This window comes from Anaerococcus nagyae (assembly GCF_040364225.1).
Lineage (GTDB): Bacteria > Bacillota > Clostridia > Tissierellales > Peptoniphilaceae > Anaerococcus > Anaerococcus nagyae.
Map to the genome: position 1 here is coordinate 533939 of NZ_AP031484.1, position 27000 is coordinate 560938.

Annotated in this window: 27 protein-coding genes and 1 pseudogene; all 28 read left to right on the forward strand. The window is 29.1% G+C overall.

The annotated features are described in order from the left end of the window. The 28 genes and pseudogenes from ABXG81_RS02470 to ABXG81_RS02605 all read left to right on the forward strand — a co-directional run bounded on the left by ABXG81_RS02470 (position 1) and on the right by ABXG81_RS02605 (position 26999). On the forward strand, positions 1-1530 hold the full coding sequence (locus ABXG81_RS02470; RefSeq protein ID WP_353529029.1) for a YifB family Mg chelatase-like AAA ATPase: 1530 nt from the start codon (positions 1-3) through the stop codon (positions 1528-1530). A 38-nt stretch (positions 1531-1568) separates the two neighbouring features. Then, the gene (locus ABXG81_RS02475; protein ID WP_353529030.1) at positions 1569-2138 is read left to right on the forward strand and encodes a hypothetical protein; all 570 of its coding nucleotides are present in this window, start codon (positions 1569-1571) and stop codon (positions 2136-2138) included. A 499-nt stretch (positions 2139-2637) separates the two neighbouring features. Next, complete coding sequence (locus tag ABXG81_RS02480) at positions 2638-3174, forward strand: phosphoribosyltransferase family protein (RefSeq protein WP_353529031.1); 537 nt, start codon at positions 2638-2640, stop codon at positions 3172-3174. A 50-nt stretch (positions 3175-3224) separates the two neighbouring features. Beyond that, a complete protein-coding gene (locus ABXG81_RS02485) occupies positions 3225-3785 on the forward strand; it encodes an ATPase, T2SS/T4P/T4SS family (protein ID WP_353529032.1) in 561 nt (186 codons plus the stop codon). A 65-nt stretch (positions 3786-3850) separates the two neighbouring features. Beyond that, entirely contained in the window at positions 3851-4141 is a 291-nt protein-coding gene (locus tag ABXG81_RS02490; protein WP_000587722.1) for a CD1845 family protein, read from the forward strand. A gap of 85 nt (positions 4142-4226) precedes the next feature. Further along, a complete protein-coding gene (locus tag ABXG81_RS02495) occupies positions 4227-5210 on the forward strand; it encodes a replication initiator protein A (protein WP_353529033.1) in 984 nt (327 codons plus the stop codon). Between the two features lie 14 nt (positions 5211-5224). Then, on the forward strand, positions 5225-6082 hold the full coding sequence (locus tag ABXG81_RS02500; protein WP_353529034.1) for an ATP-binding protein: 858 nt from the start codon (positions 5225-5227) through the stop codon (positions 6080-6082). A gap of 14 nt (positions 6083-6096) precedes the next feature. Next, positions 6097-6588, forward strand: a complete 492-nt coding sequence (locus ABXG81_RS02505) for a PcfB family protein (RefSeq protein WP_353529035.1) — start codon at positions 6097-6099, stop codon at positions 6586-6588. Between the two features lie 55 nt (positions 6589-6643). Then, entirely contained in the window at positions 6644-7003 is a 360-nt protein-coding gene (locus ABXG81_RS02510) for a type II toxin-antitoxin system RelE/ParE family toxin (protein ID WP_010245415.1), read from the forward strand. Continuing rightward, complete coding sequence (locus ABXG81_RS02515; protein ID WP_010245412.1) at positions 6996-7280, forward strand: helix-turn-helix transcriptional regulator; 285 nt, start codon at positions 6996-6998, stop codon at positions 7278-7280. Before ABXG81_RS02510 ends, ABXG81_RS02515 begins: the two co-directional genes overlap by 8 nt. A 17-nt stretch (positions 7281-7297) precedes the next feature. After that, on the forward strand, positions 7298-7495 hold the full coding sequence (locus ABXG81_RS02520) for a hypothetical protein (RefSeq protein WP_044564905.1): 198 nt from the start codon (positions 7298-7300) through the stop codon (positions 7493-7495). A 70-nt stretch (positions 7496-7565) separates the two neighbouring features. Further along, complete coding sequence (locus tag ABXG81_RS02525) at positions 7566-9338, forward strand: VirD4-like conjugal transfer protein, CD1115 family (RefSeq protein WP_353529236.1); 1773 nt, start codon at positions 7566-7568, stop codon at positions 9336-9338. 181 nt (positions 9339-9519) lie between these two features. Continuing rightward, positions 9520-10998: a viroplasmin family protein gene (locus tag ABXG81_RS02530; protein WP_353529036.1), complete on the forward strand. Its 1479-nt coding sequence runs from the start codon at positions 9520-9522 to the stop codon at positions 10996-10998. Positions 10999-11027: 29 nt separating this feature from the next. Then, entirely contained in the window at positions 11028-11375 is a 348-nt protein-coding gene (locus ABXG81_RS02535) for a type II toxin-antitoxin system RnlB family antitoxin (RefSeq protein WP_044564908.1), read from the forward strand. Between the two features lie 206 nt (positions 11376-11581). Beyond that, a complete protein-coding gene (locus tag ABXG81_RS02540; protein WP_196377239.1) occupies positions 11582-11902 on the forward strand; it encodes a single-stranded DNA-binding protein in 321 nt (106 codons plus the stop codon). A 3-nt stretch (positions 11903-11905) separates the two neighbouring features. Beyond that, positions 11906-12037 (forward strand): Maff2 family mobile element protein, encoded by a 132-nt coding sequence (locus tag ABXG81_RS02545; protein ID WP_010245392.1) that lies wholly within the window; start codon positions 11906-11908, stop codon positions 12035-12037. Positions 12038-12757: 720 nt separating this feature from the next. After that, a complete protein-coding gene (gene ltrA / locus ABXG81_RS02550) occupies positions 12758-14617 on the forward strand; it encodes a group II intron reverse transcriptase/maturase (RefSeq protein WP_353529037.1) in 1860 nt (619 codons plus the stop codon). Positions 14618-14758: 141 nt separating this feature from the next. Then, positions 14759-14872: pseudogene (locus ABXG81_RS02555) on the forward strand (Maff2 family mobile element protein); the annotation flags it as partial. Between the two features lies 1 nt (position 14873). Then, complete coding sequence (locus ABXG81_RS02560) at positions 14874-15737, forward strand: VirB6/TrbL-like conjugal transfer protein, CD1112 family (protein WP_010248107.1); 864 nt, start codon at positions 14874-14876, stop codon at positions 15735-15737. Between the two features lie 11 nt (positions 15738-15748). Then, positions 15749-15910: a hypothetical protein gene (locus ABXG81_RS02565; protein WP_156702309.1), complete on the forward strand. Its 162-nt coding sequence runs from the start codon at positions 15749-15751 to the stop codon at positions 15908-15910. After that, positions 15910-16257, forward strand: coding sequence for a PrgI family protein (locus ABXG81_RS02570; RefSeq protein ID WP_156702307.1), 348 nt, complete (start codon positions 15910-15912; stop codon positions 16255-16257). The genes ABXG81_RS02565 and ABXG81_RS02570 overlap by 1 nt, the downstream gene beginning before the upstream one ends. After that, positions 16254-18731, forward strand: a complete 2478-nt coding sequence (locus ABXG81_RS02575; protein ID WP_353529038.1) for a VirB4-like conjugal transfer ATPase, CD1110 family — start codon at positions 16254-16256, stop codon at positions 18729-18731. Before ABXG81_RS02570 ends, ABXG81_RS02575 begins: the two co-directional genes overlap by 4 nt. After that, complete coding sequence (locus ABXG81_RS02580) at positions 18721-19680, forward strand: site-specific DNA-methyltransferase (protein WP_353529039.1); 960 nt, start codon at positions 18721-18723, stop codon at positions 19678-19680. The genes ABXG81_RS02575 and ABXG81_RS02580 overlap by 11 nt, the downstream gene beginning before the upstream one ends. 9 nt (positions 19681-19689) lie before the next feature. Next, entirely contained in the window at positions 19690-22230 is a 2541-nt protein-coding gene (locus tag ABXG81_RS02585; protein WP_353529040.1) for a C40 family peptidase, read from the forward strand. Positions 22231-22245: 15 nt separating this feature from the next. Beyond that, complete coding sequence (locus tag ABXG81_RS02590; RefSeq protein ID WP_010248092.1) at positions 22246-22491, forward strand: hypothetical protein; 246 nt, start codon at positions 22246-22248, stop codon at positions 22489-22491. Beyond that, entirely contained in the window at positions 22491-24053 is a 1563-nt protein-coding gene (locus ABXG81_RS02595) for a stalk domain-containing protein (protein WP_353529041.1), read from the forward strand. The genes ABXG81_RS02590 and ABXG81_RS02595 overlap by 1 nt, the downstream gene beginning before the upstream one ends. 14 nt (positions 24054-24067) lie before the next feature. Next, positions 24068-24958 carry a CD1107 family mobile element protein gene (locus ABXG81_RS02600; RefSeq protein ID WP_353529042.1) on the forward strand — a complete coding sequence of 297 codons (891 nt, stop codon included), beginning with the start codon at positions 24068-24070 and terminating at the stop codon, positions 24956-24958. Between the two features lie 337 nt (positions 24959-25295). Next, complete coding sequence (locus ABXG81_RS02605) at positions 25296-26999, forward strand: DNA topoisomerase 3 (RefSeq protein ID WP_353529043.1); 1704 nt, start codon at positions 25296-25298, stop codon at positions 26997-26999. The last annotated feature ends 1 nt before the right edge of the window (position 27000 follow it).

Here is a 27000-nt window from a genome sequence, read left to right on the forward strand (position 1 = left end):
ATGTATTCAAAAACTAACACTTGTTCACTATTAGGACTATCTGGTCATTTAGTAGAGGTAGAAAGTGATATAACAAATGGTTTGCCTAAATTTTTGATAGTAGGCTTGCCAGATTCCACAATTTCAGAATCAAAAGAAAGGGTAAGAGTAGCTATAAATAATTCTGGCTATTCCTTTCCTCCTGGAAGAATAACTGTAAACTTATCGCCAGCTGACCTTAAGAAAGAAGGAACACAACTAGACTTACCCATAGCAGTTTCCCTTCTAAGTTCTATGGGAGTTATCACTTATCCTTACGATGACTATGTATTTTTAGGGGAATTATCTCTAGACGGAAGAATTGTTCCAGTAAGAGGTGCACTAGCCATGGTTATTTCTATGCGTGAGATTGGTTTTAAGAAATTTATAGTGGCAGACGATAATAAGGATGAATGTGCAATCATAAAAGATATAGACATATTGCCATTTAAAAACTTAAATGATTTAGTAGCTTTTTTAAATAAAGAAAAAGAAGTAAAGTCATATGAACTTGATTTATCTAAGGTAAACAATGAAGTTTATTATGACGTTGATTTTGCAGATATAAAAGGTCAAGAGAGTTTAAAAAGAGCTTTACAAATAGCAGCAGCAGGCAATCATAATGTGTTAATGATAGGGCCACCAGGAAGTGGGAAGACTTTTTCAGCAAAACATTTACCTACAATTCTTCCAGATATGAGCTTTGATGAAAAGGTAGAAGTAACAAAAATTTACTCAATCATGGGACTTTTGGATAAAGGGAGTTTAGTTAACGAAAGGCCTTTTAGAAGCCCACATCATTCTGCAAGCGAAGTTGCTCTAATAGGAGGAGGCCATTCTATACCTAAACCTGGGGAAATATCTCTTGCTCATCGTGGAGTCCTATTTTTAGATGAATTTCCGGAATTTAATAAAAAAACAATAGAAGCACTTAGGGAGCCATTAGAAAACCGTGAAATAAATATTTCTCGTGCTCAAGCAAGTCTAAAGTATCCATCAGATTTTATACTAATAGCTGCCATGAATCCTTGTCCTTGTGGAAATTATGGTAACCCATTAAAAGAGTGCACTTGCTCGCAAAATGAGATTAGAAGGTACTTAAATAAAATATCAGCACCTATATTAGATAGGATTGACATACATATAGAGATATCACCTGTAAAATACGAGGACTTAAGAGGAAATGCACCATCCAAATCCTCTAAAGAGCTAAAAGAAGAAGTAACAAGAGCTCGTATGATTCAACAAGCTAGATACAGAAATGAAAATGTTACATCTAACTCTCAATTATCTACAAATCAAATGAAAAAGTATATAAAACTTAGTCCAGAAGTAGAAAAAACAGCAAAACTTGCCTTTGATAAATATAACTTTTCAGTAAGAAGTTTTAATAAAATCATAAAAATGACAAGAACTATAGCAGATTTAGAAGGAAATTCTGAAATTGAACAAAAGCACCTACTAGAAGCAGTTAGATATAGATCATTAGATGATAAATATTGGAGTAACTAAATTAATAGAATATATAAATTCATTTATTAGGAGAGACTATGACTTTAAATGATATTATAGCAGCTTTAAGTGTAGTAATTAATAGTATTCCTCAGGCACTTCTAGCTCTTTCTGTAGGTTTTTCTGCTTTTCCAACTTCACTTGGTTTTGCTGTTGGAGTAATATCCTGTATGATTTTACAATCTCCAATTCCAATTTCTATGCAGGCAGAAACAATTGCTCTAGCTGGTTCTTATGGAGATAATATTAGAGAGAAATTATCAGTAGTATTTTGGTCAGGTATTATAATGACAATACTTGGTATTACTGGAAGTCTAAATTTTATTGTAGACTTAGCAGGAGATTATGTATTAAATGGGATGATGGCAGGAGTAGGTTTAATACTTGCAAAAATTGCAATTGATGGCTTAAAACTTGATACAAAAATGGTTAGCTTAATTTCCATAATATCAGCATTAACTACTTATTTTATTTCTGGAAGAAATCTTGTTTATACAATAATAATTTCTGTAATAGTTTCTTCGAGTTATGCAAATGTAATGAAAATGGAAATAGGGAAAGATATAAAAAAAGAAGAGAGAAAACTATCAGTAAAAAGCCAGTTTTAAGTAAAAAAGTAATAAGAGGAGCTCTTTCTTTAGCTTGCTTGACAATAGGAGCGAATATAGCTTTTGGAAATATTACTGTATCTCTTGGGGATTGAAATTTAACTGCAAACATTGATCAATTAACAATTTATTCAGGACTTGCTGATTCAATTTCTTCACTTTTCGGTGGAGCGCCAGTAGAAGCAATAATTTCTGCAACAGGGGCAAGTGATAATCCAGTTAATTCAGGGATTTTGATGATGGCTATTCTTGGAATAATAATGTTTATGGGATTTTTGCCAAAGCTTGGAAAGTATGTTCCAGGAGAATCAATTCATTGATTTTTATTTGTATTAGGTGCCTTAGTTACTGTTCCAACAAATGCCAATCTTGCCTTTGCAGCAGGCGGTGATACAATGTTAGTTGCAGGAATAGCTATGGCTACCACTGCTGCCAGTGATCCATTTGTAGGTCTTGCGGTAGGTGTTATACTTAAATTGATAATTTTATAGGAGATGTTATGAATTATTATAAATTAAATGTATGTGGACTAGAAAGAAATTTACCAATTATACAAATATCTGATAACTTGAAGATTGCATCATTTGTTTTGCTAGGAGATACAGAACTTTCCACAAAGGCAGGATATGAATTAAGTAAAAAGATTGATTGTGACATAATCCTTACAGCAGAGGCAAAAGGCATAGAACTTGCTCACGAGATAGCAAGAAATTTAGGAGAAGAAGATTTTATAGTAGCAAGAAAATCTGAAAAGTCCTATATGAATGATCCAATAAATGTAGAAGTAAATTCTATAACAACTAAAAATACTCAAAAACTATTTTTGGATTCTAAAGATGCTGAGAAAATAAAAGGAAAGAGGATAGCTTTAGTAGACGATGTAATATCAACTGGAGAATCTATGAGTGCATTAGAAGCTTTGGTAGAAAAAGCAGGCGGAAAAGTCGTTCAAAAATTGGCAATTCTTGCAGAAGGACACGCAGCGGATAGAGAAGATATAATATATTTAGAAAAACTTCCTATTTTTGAAAATTAGAAGTAAGTTTAAATATATTATCTTTTGTAATGTAAATATTGGGGTGAAGTGTGCTAGATCAACGTGATATAAATATAGATATTGACAAATTTATTTACAACCTATTTGATTTTGCTCTTAATAATAAGGCGAGTGATATTCATATAGAGCCAGAGGAAACTTATGCCAGAGTTAGAGTAAGGATTGATGGTAGACTCAATGAGATATTACATGTAAATAAGGATAATTATGGAAAACTTATATCAAAGTTAAAATTATTATCTAATATGGATATAAGTGAGCATAGGAGACCTCAAGATAGTAGTCTCAAGTTAGATGTTTATCAGAATATAGACTTTAGGGTATCTTCTATAGGAACTATCAACGGAGAAAAATTAGTTATACGAATACTTTCTTTAGAAAATCATAAGAATAATGCCAATCTCTTAGGATTTAATGAAAAATCTAAAGTAAGTTTAAGAAATGCTCTAAAAAAGAGAAGTGGAATGCTTATATTTTCAGGACCAACAGGTTCAGGGGAGAATAGTATAATAGTGACAGATACAATAATTAAGTTAAATCAAGGTTTAAAGGCTTCCACAAAATTTTTAAACAAGATGATTTTACTTTGAGTCTGTCATCTTTTTGTTGAATTCACAAAATAAATTTAATTTAGGTAAAAAGGATTGAAGAGGATATGATAATAGTTAGAGTGATTTTTAAAATCATACTTTTTCCTATTAGTATAGCACTAAGTATTATTGCTATGTTTTTAACTTTTATATTGGGACTTAGTACGGTATTTTTTAAATTAATATCTTTTATTGCAATAATGGGTTTTTTAGGATCTGTTATTAACGGAGAAAAAAATCTTGCAGTTGAAGCCATTATATTAGCATTTCTTTTTAGTCCTTATGGAATTCCAGCGTTAGGATATGTTGTAGTAGAATTAATAGAAGAGGTGAATGAAAAAATAAAATTAATATAAAAACAAAACATAAAAATTAATTCAAGAAGAGATAGCAAATTAAGATATGCTGTCTCTTTTTCTGTACTAAGAAAGGGGGTGTAAGATGAAAGAAATAGTAGAATTTGAATATTACTATGGTAATGAAGCAGAACAATATTCGTTTTTTAGAATTCCAAAATCTTTATTTACTAATCAATATTTTAATAGTATGTCAGTAGAAGCTAAAGTCTTATATGGAATTTTATTAGATAGAATGAGTTTGTCACTAAAAAACAAATGGTTAGATGAGGCAAATAAAGTATATATCATCTACACCATAGAAGAAATTATGGGAGTGTTAAATTGGGGTAGAAATAAGTCCGTTAAGATAATGAAAGAAATTGAAGAAATAGGACTATTAGAAAAAAAGAGACAGGGACTTGGCAAGCCAAATCTACTTTATGTAAAGAACTTTATATACACAGAAAACAATAAACCAACAGAAGTTTCAAAAGTAAACTTGCAGAAGTTTAAAAATCAAACTTCAAGAAGTTTCAATAATAAATCTCAAGAAGTTTTAAAAGAGGACTCTAATAATACTAATATTAATAATACTGATATTAGTAATACTGATTTTAATAATCCCACCTCCATAGCATTCTTAAAAGATGAAGAAGAAAATTTAGATAGAACAATTTTGGAGGAGGCAAAATTAAAAGAAAAGATTAAAAATAATATATCTTATGAAATATTTGAGAAATCAAGGATAGAAGATAAGAAACAAGTAGATGTAATTATAAATGTTCTGGTAAGAGCATTAAATAATTCTAAAAGCATTCACATAGGTGGGCTGAAGATAGATCATAAAAAGTTAAAAGAAAAGATTCTAAATCTAAACTATAAACATATAGATTATGTATTGACATATTTAAAAGAAAACGCACCCAAGGATATAAGAAACATAAACGCTTACTTGCTTACACTCTTATATAATGCAGATGAAAATATTAAAAATATGGAAATTATAAAAGGCAGTAATAATAACAATAAAAAATATGACTATAGTAGGGATGAAGATATCTGGCAAGAAATTTTAAATATGAAATAGGAGGTGAAATTTCTATGGAATCAATTAAAGATATTTTAGAAAACAATATAGAACCATTAGAAAAAATATATTCTTCAAAAAAAGACAATAATGAAAGTTATATAGATCAAAAAACAGGACTAAAATATTGCTCACATTGTAAAAGTCCAATGGAAAAAGAAATTGACTTTTTAGGAAAAAGAAAAAAAGTACCTATTTTATGTAAGTGTAAACAAGAAAAACAAAAACAGCAGGAAGAAGAAAGGCAGAAGATTAATCATCTTTTAAAGATTGATAGATTAAAAAAAGAATGCTTTGATGATCCTATACTTTTAAATTGGAACTTTGCTAACATGGATAAAGACAGCGAACATGAAGAAGTAGCAAGAAATTATGTAGAAAAATTTGATGATATATATATAAATAATATAGGTTTAATTTTAACAGGAGATGTAGGATGTGGAAAAACTTATCTTGCAAGTTCCATAGCTAATAGTCTTTTAGAAAAAGAAATAAAAGTTAAGATGACAAACTTTTCAGTAATTTTAAATGATATGACAAACTTTGAAATTGACAAAAGTAAATATATTGAAAAGCTAAATAATAAGCAACTACTTATTATAGATGACTTTGGAATGGAAAGAGACACAGCTTTTGCAGCAGAACACATCTTTAATATCATCGATAGTAGATATAGAGTAGGTAAACCTTTGATTATAACTACGAATTTAAGTATATCAGCCTTAACAAACCCTCAAACAATAAAAGATAAAAGAATTTACTCAAGAATACTTGAAATATGTAGCCCAATTATATTTACGGGAGAAAACAGAAGAATAGAAAAAATGAAAGAAAAGTCGAAATTAGCCTATGGAATATTAAAAAATAAATGAAAGTAGGTGAGTAAATGCAAAATGACGATATAAATAGTAGAACAATTGCCATAATGAAAAAAGCTGGAGTAGTAACTGCTAAGCAAGTTATAAACTTAATGAAAAAAATATTAGAAATAAATAAGCAAAAAGCAAGCTTAGAAAAGACAGGGGCAATTAGCAAATTTAAGAAAGTTAAAGTAAAAGATCTGGTAAAAAAAGGAAAAGTAGAAACCTTAGAGCTTAATGATATAGATTTAAAGACTTTAAAAAGAGAATTAAAAAGATATGGAGTTAAATTTTCAATAAAAAAAGATTTAGAAAGCGGAAATAATATTATATTTTTTCAAGCAAAAGATGAAAAGATAATGGAACAAGCCTTTAAGAAAACTGTATATAAATTTACTCGAGAAAAGTCCATGAAAAAAGAATCTGTTATAGAAAAATTGGCTAACTTCAAAGAGAAAGTAAAAGCTACAACGGATAAGGATAAGGTTAAGCATAAACATCAAGAGCAAAGTTTATAAGGGAAAAGATTGACAATATAGGATATATCCTATAAAATGAAAGTGAAGAGATGGGATGAATCAATTTATAGTTGAATATTATGAAAAGGAAGATGGAAGCTATCCAGTAGAAGAATTCCTCTTATCTTTGGATATAAAAATGAGGGCTAAAGTATTTAGAAACTTAGAACTCTTAGAAATAAAGGGGAATCAACTTAGAGAGCCATATTCAAAACATTTAGAAGATGGAATATTTGAGTTAAGAGTGAAACTAGGAAAAAACATAACAAGAGTTCTATATTTTTTTGTCATAGGAAACAAAGTGATATTGACTAATGGATTTATAAAGAAAACACAAAAAACACCAAGGTCAGAAATTAAATTAGCCAAGCAATATAGGGAAGATTATCAGAGAAGGAGTTATAAAAATGAGTAAAAATTTTAGAGATACCTTAAAGGAAGAAATGGAAAACCCCGAATTTAAAAAAGAATGGGATAATTTAGAGGTGGAATTTCAAATAATAAAGGCTATGATAGATGGAAGAAATGAGAATCACCTTACTCAAAGAGAACTCTCAGATATGACAGGTATTGCCCAAGGGGATATTAGTAAAATAGAAAATGGTAATGCTAATCCTTCTATTAAAACCTTGGATAGACTTGCAGATGCATTAGGAAAGAAATTGAAAGTTACCTTTGAAAGTAAAATATAAGTATATAAGTGTATGAAATGAAGAAAAATGTTTGTCCTAGATGTAAAAGGGAAATGAAGCAACAGTTTATAGGTTTATTACATTGTAAATGTGGAATGAGTTATCATAAAGATTTAGGATATTTTGAAAGAAGTGAAGATATGATTTTTGCTTTGGAAAGAAAAAGAATAGGTAAAAAGGTAAAAAAAGTTCCAGTAATAAGGTATAAAAAATAAACAAAACTGATAAGAGAGTTATTAATTTTTTAGAAAGGGAGTGAACAAGACGAAAATACTTAATGAAGTAATGAAAGATATAAAGAATGTATTTCACATACGAGATAAGAAAAGATTTATTTTAGAAAATCTTCCATATCTCGTATTTTTTTATATAGGAAATATACTAGCTAGTCATATAAACTCCTATGAAGGAGGAGATATATTAGATAGAATTATGGTAGCCTTTAGTCAGATTGATAGTTTAAATTATTTTCTTTCATTTAAAATAAGAAATATATTAGCAGGGTTAATACTAGCATTAATTATTAAATTGGTTTTAATACAAAAGAAGAAAAAAGCAAAAAAATTTAGAGAAGGTAAAGAGTATGGATCTGCAAGATGGGGAAATGAAAAAGATATAGAGCCATATATTGATAAAAAGTTTGAAAATAACATTCTACTAACTCAAACAGAGAGACTTACAATGAATAATCGCCCTCAGAATCCTAAATATGCAAGAAATAAAAATGTTCTTGTCATTGGTGGTTCTGGTTCAGGAAAGACAAGATTTTTCGTAAAGCCTAATCTCATGCAAATGCATTCGTCTTATGTAGTTACTGATCCTAAAGGAACATTAGTATTAGAATGTGGGAAAATGCTAGAAAAAAATGGATACGAGATAAAAATTTTAAATACCATTAACTTTAAAAAGTCTATGAAGTACAATCCATTCGCTTACATTAGAAGTGAAAAAGATATACTCAAATTAGTACAAACAATCATTGCAAATACAAAAGGTGAAGGTGAAAAGTCAACTGAAGATTTTTGGATTAAGGCAGAAAAGCTCTATTATACTGCCCTCATCGGTTATATTTACTATGAAGCACCAAAAGAAGAACAAAATTTTTCAACCTTGTTAGCTATGATAGATGCATCAGAAGTTAGAGAAGAAGATGAAAACTTTAAAAATGCTGTTGATTATATGTTTGAAGCTTTAGAAAAAGAAAAGCCAGATCATTTTGCAGTAAAACAATACAAAAAATACAAACTTGCTGCGGGCAAGACTGCTAAATCTATTCTTATCTCTTGTGGAGCAAGACTTGCACCATTTGATATCGAAGAATTAAGGGACTTAATGAGCGAAGATGAATTAGAACTCGATAAAATTGGAGATAGAAAAACTGCTTTATTCGTAATAATATCAGATACAGATGATACATTTAACTTTGTAGTATCAATAATGTATTCTCAGTTATTTAATCTACTATGTGATAAGGCAGATGATGTGTATGGTGGAAGATTGCCAGTTCATGTAAGATGTCTACTTGATGAGTTTAGTAATATAGGTCAGATTCCAAAGTTTGAAAAGCTAATTGCCACAATTAGAAGCAGAGAAATATCAGCTTGCATTATTTTGCAAGCTCAGTCTCAACTAAAAGCAATTTATAAAGATAATGCGGACACCATAGTAGGAAATTGTGATTCCACATTATTTTTAGGTGGTAAAGAAAGGACAACCTTAAAAGAACTATCTGAAAGTTTAGGCAAAGAAACAATAGACTTATATAATACGTCGGAAACTAGATCAAATCAAAAAAGTTTTGGCTTAAATTATCAAAAAACTGGAAAAGAATTAATGAGTCAAGATGAGATAACCGTAATGGATGGAGGTAAATGTATTTATCAACTAAGAGGAGTGAGACCATTTCTTTCTGATAAATTTGATATAACTAAGCATAAAAATTATAAATTACTTGAAGATTATGATAAGAAAAATGTGTTTGATATAGAACAATATTTTAAGAAGAAGGATGGAATTAGATTAAAAAGTGATATGGAAGTTGAAGTTTTAGAGGCATAAAATTAAAATTGAATATTGTCTAAGGTATAAATAAAGTTCTTGACAAAACATACCATATCATATATTATGATGGTAACAGAACCCGACGCGCCTCTTAACAATGCGGACCAAGTCGGGTCATTTGAGTTTAGATAGAATATTAAGAAATAACTTTGAAATAGGAAAGGAGGGTATAAAATATATGGCTAAGAAAACTTACTACGCAGTTAAAGTAGGGAAAAACCCAGGAATATATCGAACATGGGAACAAACCAAAGAACAAGTTGAGGGATTTTCTGGTGCGGTGTATAAATCATTTTTAACGGAAGATGAAGCCATAAAATTCATTGAAGAGATTGATACAACAACAGATATAGAATCAGAAAGTATCAAAGATTTAAATAGTCAAATAGCCAAAGAAATTGAAAATTTAGAAAACGATTCAGTAATTGCATTTGTGGATGGAAGCTATTCAGAAAATGCTGGTGGAAAAGAAAAATATTCTTTCGGAGCGGTTATTCTATCAGATCAAACAGAGAACAACTTATATAAGGCCTATGTTGATATAGATAATTTGAAGTATAGAAATGTTGTAGGAGAATTAAGTGGGGTTAAAGAAGTTATTCTTTGGGCAATAGGTCATAACAAGAAAAAAATTACAATTTACTACGATTATGAAGGCATTGAGAAGTGGGCAACTTCTGAATGGAAAGCGAATAATGATTTAACAAAAAATTATGTAAAGTTTATAGAAGAGAAAAAATTACTAATTGACATTGAATTTTGTAAAGTTCCAGCACATAGTGGAATTTCTTATAATGAAAAAGCTGATACTTTGGCGAAAAATGCGTTGTTAGCACAAGGATATAAGGCTTATAGTGATGGTTCAGTTTATTTTATTGGACTGGATGAAAGAGATTGGATTCGCATAATTGAAGAAATACAGTATGATTTTGAAGACGAAAATGAAAATATATCGTATAAGTCAGATAGAGTAAATAATTATTTAAATAAGATTAGAGTTCAAAGAAAAAACGAAAAACTTGTTATAAATTGCTATAAAGGAAAGAAATCATACGTTCAAGGCAAGCAAAGTTCTTTATTTCAAAAATTGATATCTTATGCTATAGAATTATTGCCAACAGAGAATGCTGTAGTAGAAGTTTTAAATACCTATCATGCGGTTAATATAGAAAAGGCAGACTTGGAAAATACTTTTTCACAGTTAATGCCGGATTTTCCTGATAATGAAGAGGACGTAAAAGTTAGAAATACTTTGTTAACAGCTGTATTTAGTACAAAGATAGTAGCCGATTTACCAGATTTTACATTTTTAGTAACACCTATTTTTAGGACAATGGAATATTATCTGCATAAAATTTTACACGATTATCTAAAGAAAGATACAGAGAATGAAAAAGGAAAAAATAATTTTCATTTCTTCAGCACAAATGATACAACTAAAGAATATTATTATAATTCAGGGCATGTAAACTTAAATGATATACAGATAGATTATTTAAATAGACTGTATAATGCGTATAATAGAATTAGGCATCCTTATTCACATTGGAGTCAGGATTCAATAGATACTAAAGTTATTGAAGATTTAAAAACAGCAAGAGAATTAATTATTACAAATTTAAAATTAATTAATGAGTTTTATCAAGTATTTAATTAATAGAGGAACTTTGGAAAGGAGGAAGTTTTATGGAAAAATATTTAATTAATGATTTAAATATATCAGGATATAAAAAGATAATAACATTATTAGATTATAAAGAAAAAATTTCTACTTGCTTAAAAAATATAAAGCTACTTCCTTCATCTGAATATAAGGTTTTAATCGACACTGCTTTAGTTTCAGGAATAAATAGCTATAGGTTTCTAGAAGTAAAAATTAATAAAGACGGAACAATAAACTTAAATAAATATTCATATCCCATAGTAGATGAAAATATAATTAACAAAGCTAATTCTATAATTAGTAAAGAGCCAATATGGCTAAAAAACTCAATTTTAACAAATTCTCAGAAAGAGTTAATAGCAACATTTTAAATAAAAAAACATGGAATATATAAACACCTAAAGAATATAAAAAACTTTAGGTGTATTTTTTTATACTAAATGGGAGGATTGCATGAAGATATACAATGAAAGAGATTCTCCTTTAAAAATTAAATAGCTATAGTATCAGGACATCTAATAAAAATAGATGTTCTTTTTTTGAAAAAAACATAAAAAAATCAAGGAGAAAATAAGATATGGAAAGAGAAATGATAAACATAAATGGAAACTTAGTTGGAGAAATAAAAACAACAACAATAGATACAAATGAAGGAAAAAGGGAAGTAGCAAATTTTACTGTAGTAAATAAATTTAAAGAAGATGGAAAAACAAAAAAAGAATATATTTATTGCAATCTATACGGAGAAAAAGTAGAGACAGTAGAGGATTTCGAAAGCGGTGAGTATGTTCATATATTCGGATATTTTAAAGAGGTAAAAAAAGAGGAGAAAATATTCAAAAATTTTATTGTAAAACATATTAATAGAATAAATAAAGAAGAAAAAGAGGAGGAATAAAAAATGGAGTTTTTCACACAAGCAGTAAATGTATTAAAGGTATTAGTAACAGCGATTGGAGCTGGACTTGGTTCTTGGGGAGTAATTAATCTAATGGAAGGTTATGGTAATGATAACCGTGCGACACGTTCATAAGTGAAAAGCTTATGCACTAAGTTTAAGGACATAAAGTTCGAAACTTAGGAGAACTAACAATCTAATAGGTAGAATGATGGAGTAACGCCCTGAAATGCCTACACTGATACTCCGATTGGCAATAAATATTAGACTAATTTATTGTCAAAAGCTCGGTGAAGTCGGCAGAGAGTAGCCGTAAATAGCTATATAGTTATACGAAACCTGTTTAGAGGTAAATGGTGCTACCTATATGCCGGGTGTCGAATACGCATGGTGAGAATGTGTATACCAAAACACTGACGCACTTCTGAATGTACAAGTCTAGACGTTTGAATTTGTCTAACGGCAATTACCATCAAAGATGGTGTGTTTGTGGATTAGTAAGAATGGTTGTTATGAAAGTCCATATATCGTTACAGGCGATAAGGCGAGAGCTAAACACAGGCTTAGAGGAAGAACCTAAACGTATTCAATGATAGGATTGTTGGAACGTGGTAAACCAAGAACATGGAGGCAGACTAATGCTAATGAAGTGTTAAATGGGAAAATGATAAGAAAAAAAAAATCATATAACTATTTTTTATCTTGGTGAAAGTGGTGGCATAGTACCTATGAAGCGAGAATAATAAGCTCGTGGAGGGATAGCCACTAGTCATAAGAAAGAACAAGAACTGAAATTAAGATAAACACAGCTTCGAGTATGACAAAGAAAATCAAATCCGAAAGGAGATGGTGCCTGTGTCCACTTCGAAACCAAGATTAAAACAAAATAAAATCCGTTATACGGAATATTATGACTTGCAAGAGGTCCTTGATAATCTATATAAAGATAGCAGTGAGGATAAAGTATTTTCAAATTTAATGGGGTTAATAACTTCAAGAGAAAATATAAAACTAGCCTATCGAAGTATAAAAGGAAATAAAGGCAGTCACACAGCAGGAGTAGATGGAAGAACAATAAACCATCTATCAAAACTAAATGAGGAAGAATACATTTCTCTAATACAAAAACAGTTTCATTGGTATAAGTCCCGCCCTGTAAAAAGAGTGGAAATACCAAAACCTAATGGAAAAACAAGACCGCTTGGAATACCAACGATTGTTGATAGAATTGTACAACAATGTATTTTACAAATTTTAGAGCCAATATGTGAAGCGAAATTTCACGACAGTTCTTATGGGTTTAGACCTAATAGGAATACAGAACACGCTATTGCAGAATGTGCAAGGCTAATGCAAAGACAGCATTTACACTATGTAGTTGATATTGATATACAAGGATTTTTCGACAATGTATGTCATTCAAAACTCATAAAACAAATATGGCACTTAGGAATAAGAGATAAAAAGCTAATTTGCATTATCAAGGAAATGTTAAAGGCTAATATTGTAATGCCAAATGGTGAAACAATTATACCTACAAAGGGTACACCTCAAGGAGGTATTTTATCCCCATTGCTATCTAATATAGTACTAAATGAGTTGGACTGGTGGGTTTCATCTCAATGGGCAACAATGCCAACGCATTATTCATATAAACAAAAGACTAATAGCAAAGGAACGGAAATAAAAAGCCATACCTATAGAGCTTTAAGGTCAAGTAAGCTCAAGGAAATTTACATTGTAAGATATGCTGATGATTTTAAAATATTTTGCAGTAATTACTATGATGCAAAAAGGACATATCAAGCAGTGAAACAGTGGCTTGAAGATAGGCTTAAATTAACAATAAATGAAGAAAAATCAACGATCACGAACCTAAAACAAAGGTATTCAGAGTTTTTAGGCTTCAAGCTGAAGGTTAAACCAAAAGGTAAAAAGCTTGTTGTACAGTCGCATATAAGTGATAAGGCACTGAAAAATGCAAAAGAAAATATTTCTAAATGTGTTGCGGATATAAAGAGACCTGCAAATGAAAAAGAGCAGTACAAAGCAATAGCTAGGTATAATGCCACTGTTTCAGGCTTGCATAATTATTATCAAATAGCAACAAATGTGAGTTTAGACTTTGCTAAAATAGCCTTTCATATTAAAAAGCAAATGAACAACAGGCTTGACTTAAAGACCAATGGGACATTAAATAAAGGATTTATCAAAGATAAGTATGGAAAAAGTAAACAACTTCGCTTCCTTAACGGACGCCCATTAATTCCAGTGGGGTATATCCAAACTAAGGACGCAAAACACAAGAAAAAAGATATAAACAAGTACACTGTAGAGGGTAGATCTTTAATTCATAAAAATCTACAAATTGATATAGACACTCTTGTTTGGTTAATGAAACACCCTGTACTTGATAAGAGTATAGAGTATGCAGATAATAGGATTTCTCTCTTTGCAGCTCAATATGGAAGATGTTTTGTAACAGGGAATAAATTAACACCAAGTGATATACATTGCCACCATAAACTACCACTTGAAAAAGGTGGTACAGACAAGTACAGCAATCTAATTCTTGTAACAGAAAAAGTGCATATACTAATCCATGCAACAAAAGAAGATACAATTCTAAAATATGTAAAAGAACTTGCCTTAACAGGTAAGCAAATTGAGAAATGTAATGAACTCAGAAAAATGATAGGATTGCCAACCATTTAAAAGAAATAACTAGTTGTTGAGAAGTGTGTAAATCTTAATTAAAACGTGAAAATCTTTCTTGCGATGGGGCGCCGTGTGCGGTGAAAGTCGCATGCACGGTGCTAAGCGGGGGAAAAGCTGGAAACACTGAAACTGTAGGCTTACCTATCGCAATCTGGAGCTAAATCTCAAGGTATTAAGCAACTTATGGCAGGTGGAGGAATTGTACTTATTGGACTTAAATTAATTCCACTTTTAGCAAATGTACTAAAATAAGATGTTTAATATAGTAGATAAGATCAAAGAGTTTTTTTCGGAGATGCTTATAGACATGATCAAGGAAAATTTAAGTGGAATGCTTCTTGATATAAATGATAAAGTATCTACGATAGCAACAGAAGTTGGAAAAACTCCGAGTGGATGGAACTCGGAAGTTTTCCACTTTATAAAGTCAATAAGTGAAAATGTAATACTTCCTATAGCAGGTCTTATCATAACTGCAGTTTTATGTATTGAGTTAATTCAAATGGTAATGAATAAGAATAATATGAACGATACAGATACATTTGATTTCTTTAAATATATTATAAAAATGTGGATAGCTGTATGGTTGGTATCTCATGCTTTTGAATTCTCTATGGCAGTATTTGATGTAGCTCAAAGTTTAATAGGAAAAGCAGCAGGAGTAGCTAATGTGAGTTCAAAAGTTTCACCAGGGGATATAGCGGCTATGACAGAAACATTGAAGAATGAATCAATAGGAAAACTTATGACAGTAGTAATAGAAACCTCTATAGTAAAAATGATAATTCAAGGAATATCGGTATTAATAACGGTAATACTTTATGGAAGAATGATAGAAATATATATCTATACCTCTGTTTGTGCTATACCTTTTGCCACTATGGGAAACAAAGAATGGGGGAGCATAGGAACTAATTATATTAGAGGACTTTTTGCTCTTGGACTACAAGGGTTATTTTTGCTTATATGTGTAGGTATTTACGCAGTTCTTGTAAAGACTTTAAGTATAACAGATATACACAAGAGTATTTTTGAACTACTTGGCTACACACTAATACTTGGAATTACGATGATGAAATCTGGAAGTATTGCAAAATCAATATTAAATGCACATTAAAGGGAGGAGAAATGTTTAAAGGAATAAATAAAAGAAAGAATGAACTTAAAATTAAAAGGTTTGGAATAATAGGATTACCAATAATTATAATTGGATCATATATAACAAATAAAATAAGAAAAAAAGAAAGGGAAGATGAGATGATGATTTATAGAATAGAGGAAATAGAATAATGGCATATGTAAATGTTCCAAAAGATTTAACTAAAGTAAAAACAAAAGTAGCATTAAATTTAACAAAAAGACAATTAATTGGATTTACAATAGCAGGAGTAATAGGCTTTCCTATTTATATATTATCAAGAAAAAATCTACCAAATGATATATCTATGCTTATTATGATAGGAGTAGCATTTCCTATTATTTTCACAACACTTTATGAAAAGGATGGTCTGTATTTTGAGAAGTATCTTAAGTACATGATAGAAAAAAAGACTCAACCCAGTATTCGACTATATAGAACAGATTGTATTTATGATATAGAAAGAAAAATAAGTAAAAGGAAGGAAAGGAGAAAATGAATCAAATACAAAAAAGACAGCAAAAAAAATTAAACGTAGAAAAAGAGAATTTAAAAAAGCAGAAAGAAGATTTAAAAAGCATAGGTAAAAGTCAAAAGAAAATAGAAAATTCAAAGAAGTACAAAGGACAAAGAAAGCAAAAGAAAGAGCTTTCTTTTTTTAAAGGAAGAAAACAAAAGAAAAAAAGTGTTCAAGATACAATTCCTTATTTAAGAATGCTTAGAAATGGAATTTGTCAAATAGAAAAGAATAAATTTAATAAAATGATAAGATTTTTAGATATTAATTATCAGCTTTCGACAGAAGAAGATAAAGAAAGTATTTTTAATGAATTTTCTAACTTTTTAAATTACTTTGATCCAAGTGTAGATATTGAACTCTCATATATTAATAGAATAGGGGAAAATGAAGAAATAGAAAAAAATATTAATATCCCATATAGAGATGATTCTTTTAATGAGATAAGAAAAGAATATAGAGAGATGTTAAAAAATCAAAGTGAAAAAGGGAACAATGGATTAAGTAAATATATGTATATCACTTTTAGCTTAGAAGCACAGGATATAAAAGAAGCTACAATTAGACTTGAAAGAATGGAAATGGACATACTAAATAATTTTAAGAAAATGGGAGTTAAGGCTTATGTGCTAGATGGATACGAAAGATTAAAGGTAATTCATGATATTTTAAATAAAGATAAAAAATTTACTTTTTCATATGATGATTTAAAGCATAGTGGTCTATCTACAAAAGATTATATTTCTCCGACTTCTTTTAATTTTTCATCTATAAATCAGTTTAGAGTAGGAGAATACTTTGGAGAAGTAAATTTTTTACAGATTCTTGCACCAGAATTATCTGATAGACTATTATCTGAATTTTTAGAAGTTGAAGAAAATATGATTGTAACCTTTCATATAAACTCTATCGATCAAACAAACGCAATTAAAATGATAAAAAGAAAAATTACAGATCTAGATAAGATGAAAATTGAAGAAAATAAAAAAGCTATAAGATCGGGATATGACATGGATATATTACCTTCAGACTTGATCACTTATGGAAATGATGCTAAAAGACTTTTATTAGAGCTTCAAAATCATAACGAGAGAATGTTTGTAATTACCATTTTATTTACAAATATAGAAAAAAGCAGAAAGAAATTGAACAATGTAATTTTTCAATTAAACTCTATAGCAGGTAGACATAATTGTGTATTAAAGAATCTTAATTATAGGCAAGAACAAGCTCTTATGTCCTCATTGCCCATTGGAAAGAATGACATTGAGGTGAAAAGGGGACTCACTACAAGTTCTACAGCGATCTTTATTCCATTTACTACAGAAGAATTATGTTTAGAAGGAGAAAGCTTATATTATGGTTTAAATGCATTAAGTCGAAATATCATAATGACAGATAGAAAGCTGTTAAAAAATCCTAATGGTTTAATACTTGGAACACCAGGGTCGGGAAAATCTTTCTCGGCTAAAAGAGAAATTACCAATGCCTTTTTAATTACACAAGATGACATTATAATATGTGATCCTGAATCCGAATATGGGAATTTAACTAGAGCATTAGGAGGAGAAGTTATAAGGATATCACCTACTAGTAGAGACTATATTAATCCATTAGATATAAACTTAGATTATGCAGATGAAGATAATCCATTGTCATTAAAGTCTGACTTTATACTATCATTATTTGAATTAGTAGTGGGAAAAGAAGGACTGAGTGCAGAAGAAACTTCTGTTATAGATAGATGTCTTCCAATCTTATATAAAAACTACTTTGATAATCCTATACCTTCTAATATGCCAATTTTAGAAGATTTATATAACTTACTTTTGGAACAAGAGGAAAAAGTAGGGAAAAAACTTGCGGTAGAAATGGAAATATATGTTAAAGGAAGCTTAAATGTTTTTAATCATAGAACTAATGTAGATACTAAAAATAGAATACTTTGTTATGACATCAAAGAATTGGGAAAGCAATTAAGAAAAATTGGAATGCTTATTGTTCAAGATCAAGTTTGGAATAGAGTTACAATTAATAGGAATAAGAAAGAAACTAGGTATTATTGCGATGAATTCCATTTATTGTTAAGAGAAGAACAAACAGCAAGTTATTCAATAGAAATTTGGAAAAGATTTCGTAAATGGGGAGGAATACCAACAGGGTTAACTCAGAATGTCAAGGATCTTTTAGCTAGTCCTGAAATAGAAAATATATTTGATAATACAGACTTTATATTGATGCTAAATCAAGCCTCTGGGGATAGGGAAATATTAGCAGATAAACTAAATATATCACTTTACCAATTATCATATGTAACCAACTCTAATGAAGGAGAAGGGCTTTTGTTTTATGGGAATACCATTGTTCCATTCGTGGATAGATTCCCTAAAGATACTAAGCTATATAGACTAATGACAACAAAGCCAGAGGAGTTAAAAGAAAGTTATGAAGAATAAGATAAAAAGTAACTATATTATTAATTTAGATGCATTAGTAGCCTTAAAAGAACTACCTAATGAGATATTTGATTGCTGTATTACTTCTCCTCCTTATTATGGATTAAGAGATTATAAAGTTAAAGGTCAAATTGGAAGAGAAAAAAGTCCTGAAGAGTATTTAAATAAGTTAGTAGAAGTATTTGACCAAGTAAAAAGAGTATTAAAAAAAGATGGAACTTTATGGATTGTAATAGGAGATTCTTACGTTGGTACTGGAAGCAAGAAAGAATACAAAGGCCCAAAAGATAAAAGTGGAAGAACAGGTCAAAAAGTTTCTGTCACGAAAAAATTAAGAGGATATAAGACAAAAGATTTGATTGGAATTCCTTGGCAACTTGCATTAAAACTAAGAGAAGACGGTTGGTATTTAAGAAGTGATATTATATGGCATAAAGAAAATGCTATGCCAGAATCATGTAAAGATAGACCATCAAGATCATACGAGCATATTTTTTTACTCTCTAAATCAAAAAAATATTTTTATAACTATGAAGCAATGAAAGAACCCATGAAAGAAATAAGTAAAAAAAGATATATAAGGGCAAGGGGAAAAGACAATAAGTACTTAAAAGAAAATACAGGTGCTAAAAGACAGAGAATAAATGAAGCAAGAGAATATGGAGAATATATAGGAGATAATGTTCCTCAGTTTAGAAATAGTAGAGATATTTGGACAATAAATACTAATGCCTTTAAAGGAAAACACTATGCAGTATTTCCACCAAAATTAGTAGAAATTTGTATAAAAGCAGCTTGTCCTAATAATGGGTTAATATTAGATCCATTTATGGGATCAGGCACAGTTGGAATGGTTGCTACTAAAATGAATAGAGAATATATAGGAATAGAATTAAATGAGGACTATTGCAAGATGGCTAAAGAAAGGATTGAAGAAAATATGAAATAGGAGGCGTTTATGAAAAAAGAAAAGGGCAAAATAAATCCTAGAGATGTACCAAAAAGTAAACTTATATTAGAAAAGAAAAATATAAGTAACAACACTATAAAAAATAAAAAAGATTCACCCATTCTATTAAACAAAAATCCTGAAAGAGAAAATAGCTCTTTTATGAATGAAAAAAATAGTTATAGACAAGTTTCTGAAGTTGAGAATTATGATAATATAAAGAAAACTTCTAGCTACTTTCAAGAACTAGATAATAAATATATACCTAATGTTAATGAAAAATCAGATAAGGGAAAAATACAAAGAAAAAGACAGGAGAAAGTATATAGAGAAAAATATAAAATACTTGATAACTTGAAACAAGATAATGAAGTAGAAGATAAAATTAGAGAAGAAAGAATCAAGAAAGAAAATGATAGAGTATATGAAAATAGGATAAGTAATTTCAAGAAGAGTTCTAATCATATATCTAAGAATGGAATAAAGAATAAAGATAAGTTAGAAGTTTATGACCCATTGTCTAAAGATTTAGATAATGATGGAGTAATAGACCGTTATGATATGGACTTTAGAGATAGTAATATTTCTTATAGAGATACTAGTGATGATGAAAAGTATTTTCCAAAGTATAGAAATAAAAAATTTCTAAATGACTTTAGAAAAAATAAAGAGCAGTATCAAAGCGACAAACAAGAAAGTTCGTTTCAAAATAAGTCCATTTCAACAAAAATAGAAAGATCTAATGTAAGGGGTTATAAAGGTAAGAAGTTTAGGGCAAAAAGTTTATACTTAACAGAAAGTAAAATGGATAATAAGAATTATCAGAAACTAAAGACTGGTAAGAACTTAAAGGAAAAATGCTCTGTAGATCTAAATAATAAAAATAAAATTATAGATAATAACAAAAAAGAAGGTAAAAGAGCTAATTTTAATCTAAATGAAAAATATACAAGAACAAAAAAGGAAAGTTCGAATGTAAAAGAAGGACAAAGTAAGTTTATAGAAGATAAATTGAAGGTAAAATATAAGCTTCAAAAAGATGAAGAAAAGATCTCAAAATTACACTCGAAAAAAGCAAAAAAAGAAAAAGACCTAGTTAAAGATAATAAAAAAGTAAAAAAAGGGGGATTAGAAAATCCTTTAATTCTTGCAAGTGCAATGGCATCAAACTATCTTTATAGCGGAAAAGAAGATAATGCAGGAATAGATGCATCATATAAAGTAAGCAGAAGTACAGAGCTTATTGGAAAAAATATTAGACGTAATCGTAGAAAAAAAGCTTTAAGAACTAAAAGAAAATTAGAGAAATTAGATAATAAAATTCATAAGAAAGAAAGTAGATTATTATTTGAAAAAGATTTTGAAGAATTAAAAAAATCTAGAGCCTATCAAAATACCAATAAATTGAATCGATTTTTTATGAAGAAAAAATTTCAGAAAGATTTCAGAAAAAAACAAGAAGTAAGCTTAAAAAATAGAATAAAAAAGTCTATTACAAATATGAGTAAAAAGACAACAGAAGTTCTAAAAAATAAGGGATATAAAAATATTTTTATTGTCCTTTGCATTTTAGGACTTTTTTTCATGCTGTTTAAAGAAATAAGTAATATTGGAAGTATTACTTCAGGTATTACAAGTAATGTTATGGCCACAAGTTACTTATCAAAAAAAGAAGTGCTAAGTGATGTAAATAATGAATTTTCAAGTTATGAATATGCTTTGCAAGATGAGATAGATAGCATTGAAGAAAATTATCCAAACTACGATGAATATCATATAAAAGGAGATCCAGTAGGTCATGATGTTCACGAGCTATTTAGTTATTTAACAGCAAGATATGGAGAAATTAAGTCGACTGATGAAATAAAAAAGGAGCTAAAAAAACTCTTTAATCAGATGTACAAAAAAGAGTATACATCAAAAACTATTACTAAATATGATAAAGATGGAAATCCATACACCTATAAAATATTGACTCTTACCATTACCAAGAAAAGTATTGATAAAATTGCAAAAGAAGAGTTTGCAAATTATGAAACTAATATGGCTCACTACTTATCATTATTAGAAAATCAAGGAAATATGGGAGATTATTTTGGCTCTGGTTATGGAGATTTAGGGGATATAGTAGATAATCCAAATTTTGGAAATCCCGGTATAGAGTTTGATGATGTAGCAGTAAGGAGATTATTTGGAGAAGCTGAAAAACATATAGGAAAAAGATATGTTTTTGGAGCTAGTGGACCAAGGAATTTTGACTGTTCAGGATTTGTATGTTGGTCATTTACAAAATCAGGAGTAAAGAATATGCCAAGAACAACAGCTTGGAGAATATATACTGATTATTGTAATCCTGTATCGCCTAGTCAAGCAAAGCCTGGAGATATAATTTTCTTCAAAGGAACATATAATTCTGGAACACCAATATCTCACGTAGGAATATATGCAGGCAATGGAATGATGATTCATGCAGGAGATCCTATTCAATATGCAAATATTAATACAAGATATTGGAAAGAACACTTTTATGCCTTTGGCAGAACAAGATAGAAAAGGTGATAAAAAATGAATAAAAAACTAATCAAAAATATAGAAAAACAAAAAAAGTTAGTAAAGAAAAAAGAAGATATTGAGTTGGAACTTCAAATCTTAGAAGAAGAACAAGAAGAATTAGAGAATATGGAAGTTATCAAAGAGTTTCGTAGCAAAAAAATATCCCTTGATGAATTTTTATATATAGTAAGAAAAAATAAGGAAGAAGAAAGAAAAGAAAAAAGTATAAGTCAAATTAATGAAGGAGAAGAAAAGTAATGAAAAGAATAGGAAATAGAGTTTTAGCGTTTGGAATAATACTAGCAAGTATTATAAATATAACGCCTATGAGTCATATATATGCTAGTTCAGAAAAAAGTTTACAAAACACAAATAAAATTGAAGCTGAAATGATATGTAGCAATGTAGAAAATTTAGAAAAAGAAATTACAGACTTACAAGAGAAAATTAAAAACTTAAATAAAGATAAAGAGATAAATAAAGATCAAATAAAAAAGCTTCAAGAGAAATTAGATTCATATAAAAATAAGGAAGATAATTTTTTAGAAGATAAGAAATGCCTAGAAGATCAATTATTAGAAAAAGAAAGAGTAATTAAAGGTCTAGAAGAAAAAATATGTGCTCTAGAAAGTAAAGACAAAAAGCAAATAGCTGAGCTAGAACAGCTAAGAGATGAAGTAAAGAAACTTCAAGAAGAAAGTGAAAAATTAAAAGAAGAATTATCTTCTGAAAAATGGGAATTAGAAGCAAAAGGTGAAAAGGCAGAAGTTAATGAAGAAAGTTTTAAAGAAACAAGAGAAAAGATTGGTCAATTAGAAAAAGAGATTAAAGAAAAGGATCAAAATATAGAATTAAAAGAGGAGAAAATAAAGAAAATAGAAGATACTTTAAAGGCAAAAGAAGAAAGATTAGAAAAATTAAAAGACCAAGTAGATAAGGCAAAAGAAGATAAAGAAAATTCTTGCGAGAAAGTAAAATCTCTTGAAGAAGAATTAACTGAATTAAGATCTAAAGCAGAAAAAGATAAAAAAGAATTACAAGAACAGATAAAAAGCTTGGAAGATAAAATAGAACAACAAACAAAAGAGTTTGAAAATCTCCAAAATGACTTAGACAAAAAAATAGAAGAATGTAATAAAAGAATCAGTGAACTAGAGAAATACCTAAAGAAAAACAAAACAGGGGAAAAAGAAAAAGCTATAAATGATAAGGAAAAGCTTGAAAAAACTCTGGATAATCTTAAGAAGAAACAAGCAGAAATAGAAACAAAACATGATAAAGATGTAGAAGAAAAGATTACTAACAAAGAAGTAGTAGATACTAAAGAAGTTATTAGTAAAAGAGAGGATAATATAAAGCCATGTAGTAAGAGTGATGAATTTAGCGTGTTTCAAGTAGGAAAAGATTACTATAATGTCATAAAAGATGGAAAGAAAACTACTGTGTATATGGATGTTAAGGCATACATTCAAGATGATCATATTATGTTACCTATAAGATATACAGCCTATACTTTAGGATTTAACGTTGAATATGATGACAACAAAAGAGAAGCTATATTTTCCAATAAAGAAAATATCGTTCTTCCAAAGAAAACATTGAGATTAAATATAGACACAGGAGTCATGAAAGATAGTGACGGAAATATTTATCATTCTGATACTAAGCCAGTAATTATAAATGGAAGAGTTCATGCTTCTATTTCAAATATTGCAAAAGCTTTTAATGCAACTTGTGGAGATATAAAAGACGGAAAAGATCAAAGCATTGAATGGGATAATAACAAAAAAGCAGTATATGTATTTAAAAATATAAAATAAAAAAGGAGCTAAAGATGAAGAAAAGCGGAATAAAAGTAGCCCTAGTGTTACTCTTTATGTTTACAATAATACCAAGTATATCCATAGCAAAAAGTAATGAAAGTGAAATAACGAGTCAACTAAATAATATATATACTCCAGAAAATAATAAAGAATTAGAAAATTTATTTGATGAAGATGTGTATAATCCTTCTGATGAAAAACAAAAAATACCCTATCAAGAAGTACCTAAAATACCAGATAGTAAAAATGTAAAAAGTGAACAAAAAGAAAGCTCTATTAATTTGTGTCAACCAGTAACGCCTGTAAAAGGAGGGAATACAAAAGCGATTAATTCTTTAGCAACAAAGGAGAATAAAGCAAGAGGAACAGTATTGGAAAATGTAGATGAAAGTGGAGAAGATCTAACTCCTAAAGTTGGAGATAATGAAGTAAGAAAAGAAGGCGAAGAAAATCTTGTAGACGTTAGACAATTTTTGACCTTTCAGACTAAATCAGGCAAGACAATGCACCTTATTATAGATCATTCACAAAACCAAGAAAATGTTCAATTATTAACAGAAGTAGGTGAGCAAGACCTTTTAAATATGATCGAAGGAGATACTAAATCAAAAGAAGAAAAAGTAGTTAGAAAAGAAGAGCCTATAAAAAAGGAAGAACCTCAAAAAGAAAAAGAGAAAGAAAAGAAGTCAGGCGTAGGATTATATATTTTTATAGTTCTTATAATGCTAGTGGGAATAGGTGCAGGATATTATTTTAAAGTTTACAAAAAAAGAGAAGAGGATACTATTGAAGATGATGAAGATTATGACGAATTAGAAGATGATTATGAATATGATAAAGAAAATGATGAAAAAGAAAGTATAGAAGATACAGAAATTATTCCAGAAGAAGATGATTTTTAATAATGAGAATTTTTTGAAAAGATGGGAAGTTTATTCGAGAAAAACATATATGCGAAGGATATAACATTTGAAGAAGTGTTAAATAATGGAATAAAAATTATAAAAATATAGAAACATTCAGATATGAAACTCAACTATCGTATAACAAGAAGAATCTACGATAGAAAAGTATACGGTTCTTAAAATTTATATTAAAATCTAAAATAATTTGTGAAACTAAGAGAAGATAATAGTTTGTTAATAAAAAATAAATAAGTGATGTAGTAAAGGCTATGATAAATTGCGAGCGAAGGAGAAATCTTTCGCTCTTTTTTTATAAAAAATTAAGGAGGAAAAAATGAAATTAGTTATAGCAGAAAAACCAAGCGTTGCAATGTCAATAGCAAAGGTTATAGGAGCAAAGAATAAAAAAGATGGATATTATGAGGGAAATGATTATAGAGTATCTTGGTGTGTAGGTCATCTAGTTCAGATGGCAAATCCTGATAGTTATGATGAAAAATACAAAAAGTGGAGAATTGAAGATTTACCTATTATTCCAAAAGAATACAAGTACGAAATTGTAAAGTCCACAAAGAAACAATTTAATATTCTTAAAAAGCTGATGAATAGCAAAGAAGTGGATACGATAATTAATGCTTGTGATGCAGGAAGAGAAGGAGAAGCTATATTTAGACTTGTGTATATGAAAGCAAATTGTAAAAAGAAAATAGAGCGTCTTTGGATTTCATCTATGGAAGATTCTGCGATAAAAGAAGGATTCAACAATTTAAAAGATGGAAAATACTATGATAATCTTTTTGACTCAGCAAAGGTAAGAGCTATAGCCGACTGGATTGTTGGAATGAATATGAGTAGACTTTACTCTTGCTTATATGACGAGAATTATAGTATAGGGAGAGTTCAAACACCAACATTGGCAATGATAGTAGATAGAGATTTTGAAATAGAAAATTTTAAAAAAGAAAAATATTATACAGTAGAAATAGAACTTGATAAGTTTATGCTATCCACTAATAGAATAGATAATAGGGTGATAGCTGAACAGCTGATAAATTTAATAGGCAATACAATAAAAATTACAGATTTAGTAAAAAAAGAAAAAATAACGAAACCAGATTTACCTTTTGATTTAACAACACTACAAAGAGAGTGTAACAAATATTTTGGATATAGTGCAAAACAGACTTTAGATTATGCTCAAAGCCTTTATGAGAAGAAATATATAACCTATCCAAGAACAGACAGTAGGTATTTAACAGAAGATATGATTGTAAGCACAATAAATAATATTTTGGGGAAAAATGATTTTGATACAGAGCGTATTAAAATTGTATTTAATTCAAAAAAAGTTAGTGATCACCATGCAATTATACCTACAGTAAGTTCGTTGAGTAAAGATATATCTTATCTTCCAGAAAGTGAAGCTAAGGTGTATAGACTAATATTAAATAAACTAAACGCAAGTGTTGGATATCCACTCGTTGAAAATACAACAAAAATTGTAGCTATATTTGATAGCTTTGAATTTACAAACACTGGCAAAGTAATTAAAGATGAGGGCTTTACAAAGTATTTAAAAGAATATACATCGAAAAAGAGTGAAGATACGATATTTCCTAATGTGAATATTGGAGATGAACTTGAAATAAAGGAAAAAAATATTAAAGAAAGGTATACTACACCTCCAAAACATTTTACTGAAGATAGTTTACTTAAAGCTATGGAAATAGCAGGAAATGACGCTTTAGAAAAAGGTATTGAAGTAGAAAGAAGGGGTATAGGGACTCCAGCCACTCGTGCAGGAATAATAGAAAGTCTAATTTATAAAGGTTATATAAAAAGAGATAAGAGAAATCTTATTTCAACAAGAAAGGGCTTAAATTTAGTATCAATAGTAATAGATGAATTTAAATCACCAAAAACAACAGCAGAATGGGAAATGAGATTAAGTGAGATTGCAAATGGGAAAGAAGATAAGGAGATATTTTTAAAAGAAATTGAAGAAGAAATCAAAAACACCATTGGTAGATGTAAATAGG

Coding starts and splice junctions, on each gene's coding strand:
- ABXG81_RS02470 (WP_353529029.1), top strand. CDS start 1: ATGTATTCAAAAACTAACACTTGTTCACTATTAGGACTATCTGGTCAT.
- ABXG81_RS02475 (WP_353529030.1), top strand. CDS start 1,569: ATGACTTTAAATGATATTATAGCAGCTTTAAGTGTAGTAATTAATAGT.
- ABXG81_RS02480 (WP_353529031.1), top strand. CDS start 2,638: ATGAATTATTATAAATTAAATGTATGTGGACTAGAAAGAAATTTACCA.
- ABXG81_RS02490 (WP_000587722.1), top strand. CDS start 3,851: ATGATAATAGTTAGAGTGATTTTTAAAATCATACTTTTTCCTATTAGT.
- ABXG81_RS02495 (WP_353529033.1), top strand. CDS start 4,227: ATGAAAGAAATAGTAGAATTTGAATATTACTATGGTAATGAAGCAGAA.
- ABXG81_RS02500 (WP_353529034.1), top strand. CDS start 5,225: ATGGAATCAATTAAAGATATTTTAGAAAACAATATAGAACCATTAGAA.
- ABXG81_RS02505 (WP_353529035.1), top strand. CDS start 6,097: ATGCAAAATGACGATATAAATAGTAGAACAATTGCCATAATGAAAAAA.
- ABXG81_RS02510 (WP_010245415.1), top strand. CDS start 6,644: ATGAATCAATTTATAGTTGAATATTATGAAAAGGAAGATGGAAGCTAT.
- ABXG81_RS02515 (WP_010245412.1), top strand. CDS start 6,996: ATGAGTAAAAATTTTAGAGATACCTTAAAGGAAGAAATGGAAAACCCC.
- ABXG81_RS02520 (WP_044564905.1), top strand. CDS start 7,298: ATGAAGAAAAATGTTTGTCCTAGATGTAAAAGGGAAATGAAGCAACAG.
- ABXG81_RS02525 (WP_353529236.1), top strand. CDS start 7,566: ATGAAAGATATAAAGAATGTATTTCACATACGAGATAAGAAAAGATTT.
- ABXG81_RS02530 (WP_353529036.1), top strand. CDS start 9,520: ATGGCTAAGAAAACTTACTACGCAGTTAAAGTAGGGAAAAACCCAGGA.
- ABXG81_RS02535 (WP_044564908.1), top strand. CDS start 11,028: ATGGAAAAATATTTAATTAATGATTTAAATATATCAGGATATAAAAAG.
- ABXG81_RS02540 (WP_196377239.1), top strand. CDS start 11,582: ATGGAAAGAGAAATGATAAACATAAATGGAAACTTAGTTGGAGAAATA.
- ABXG81_RS02545 (WP_010245392.1), top strand. CDS start 11,906: ATGGAGTTTTTCACACAAGCAGTAAATGTATTAAAGGTATTAGTAACA.
- ABXG81_RS02560 (WP_010248107.1), top strand. CDS start 14,874: ATGTTTAATATAGTAGATAAGATCAAAGAGTTTTTTTCGGAGATGCTT.
- ABXG81_RS02565 (WP_156702309.1), top strand. CDS start 15,749: ATGTTTAAAGGAATAAATAAAAGAAAGAATGAACTTAAAATTAAAAGG.
- ABXG81_RS02570 (WP_156702307.1), top strand. CDS start 15,910: ATGGCATATGTAAATGTTCCAAAAGATTTAACTAAAGTAAAAACAAAA.
- ABXG81_RS02575 (WP_353529038.1), top strand. CDS start 16,254: ATGAATCAAATACAAAAAAGACAGCAAAAAAAATTAAACGTAGAAAAA.
- ABXG81_RS02580 (WP_353529039.1), top strand. CDS start 18,721: ATGAAGAATAAGATAAAAAGTAACTATATTATTAATTTAGATGCATTA.
- ABXG81_RS02585 (WP_353529040.1), top strand. CDS start 19,690: ATGAAAAAAGAAAAGGGCAAAATAAATCCTAGAGATGTACCAAAAAGT.
- ABXG81_RS02590 (WP_010248092.1), top strand. CDS start 22,246: ATGAATAAAAAACTAATCAAAAATATAGAAAAACAAAAAAAGTTAGTA.
- ABXG81_RS02595 (WP_353529041.1), top strand. CDS start 22,491: ATGAAAAGAATAGGAAATAGAGTTTTAGCGTTTGGAATAATACTAGCA.
- ABXG81_RS02600 (WP_353529042.1), top strand. CDS start 24,068: ATGAAGAAAAGCGGAATAAAAGTAGCCCTAGTGTTACTCTTTATGTTT.
- ABXG81_RS02605 (WP_353529043.1), top strand. CDS start 25,296: ATGAAATTAGTTATAGCAGAAAAACCAAGCGTTGCAATGTCAATAGCA.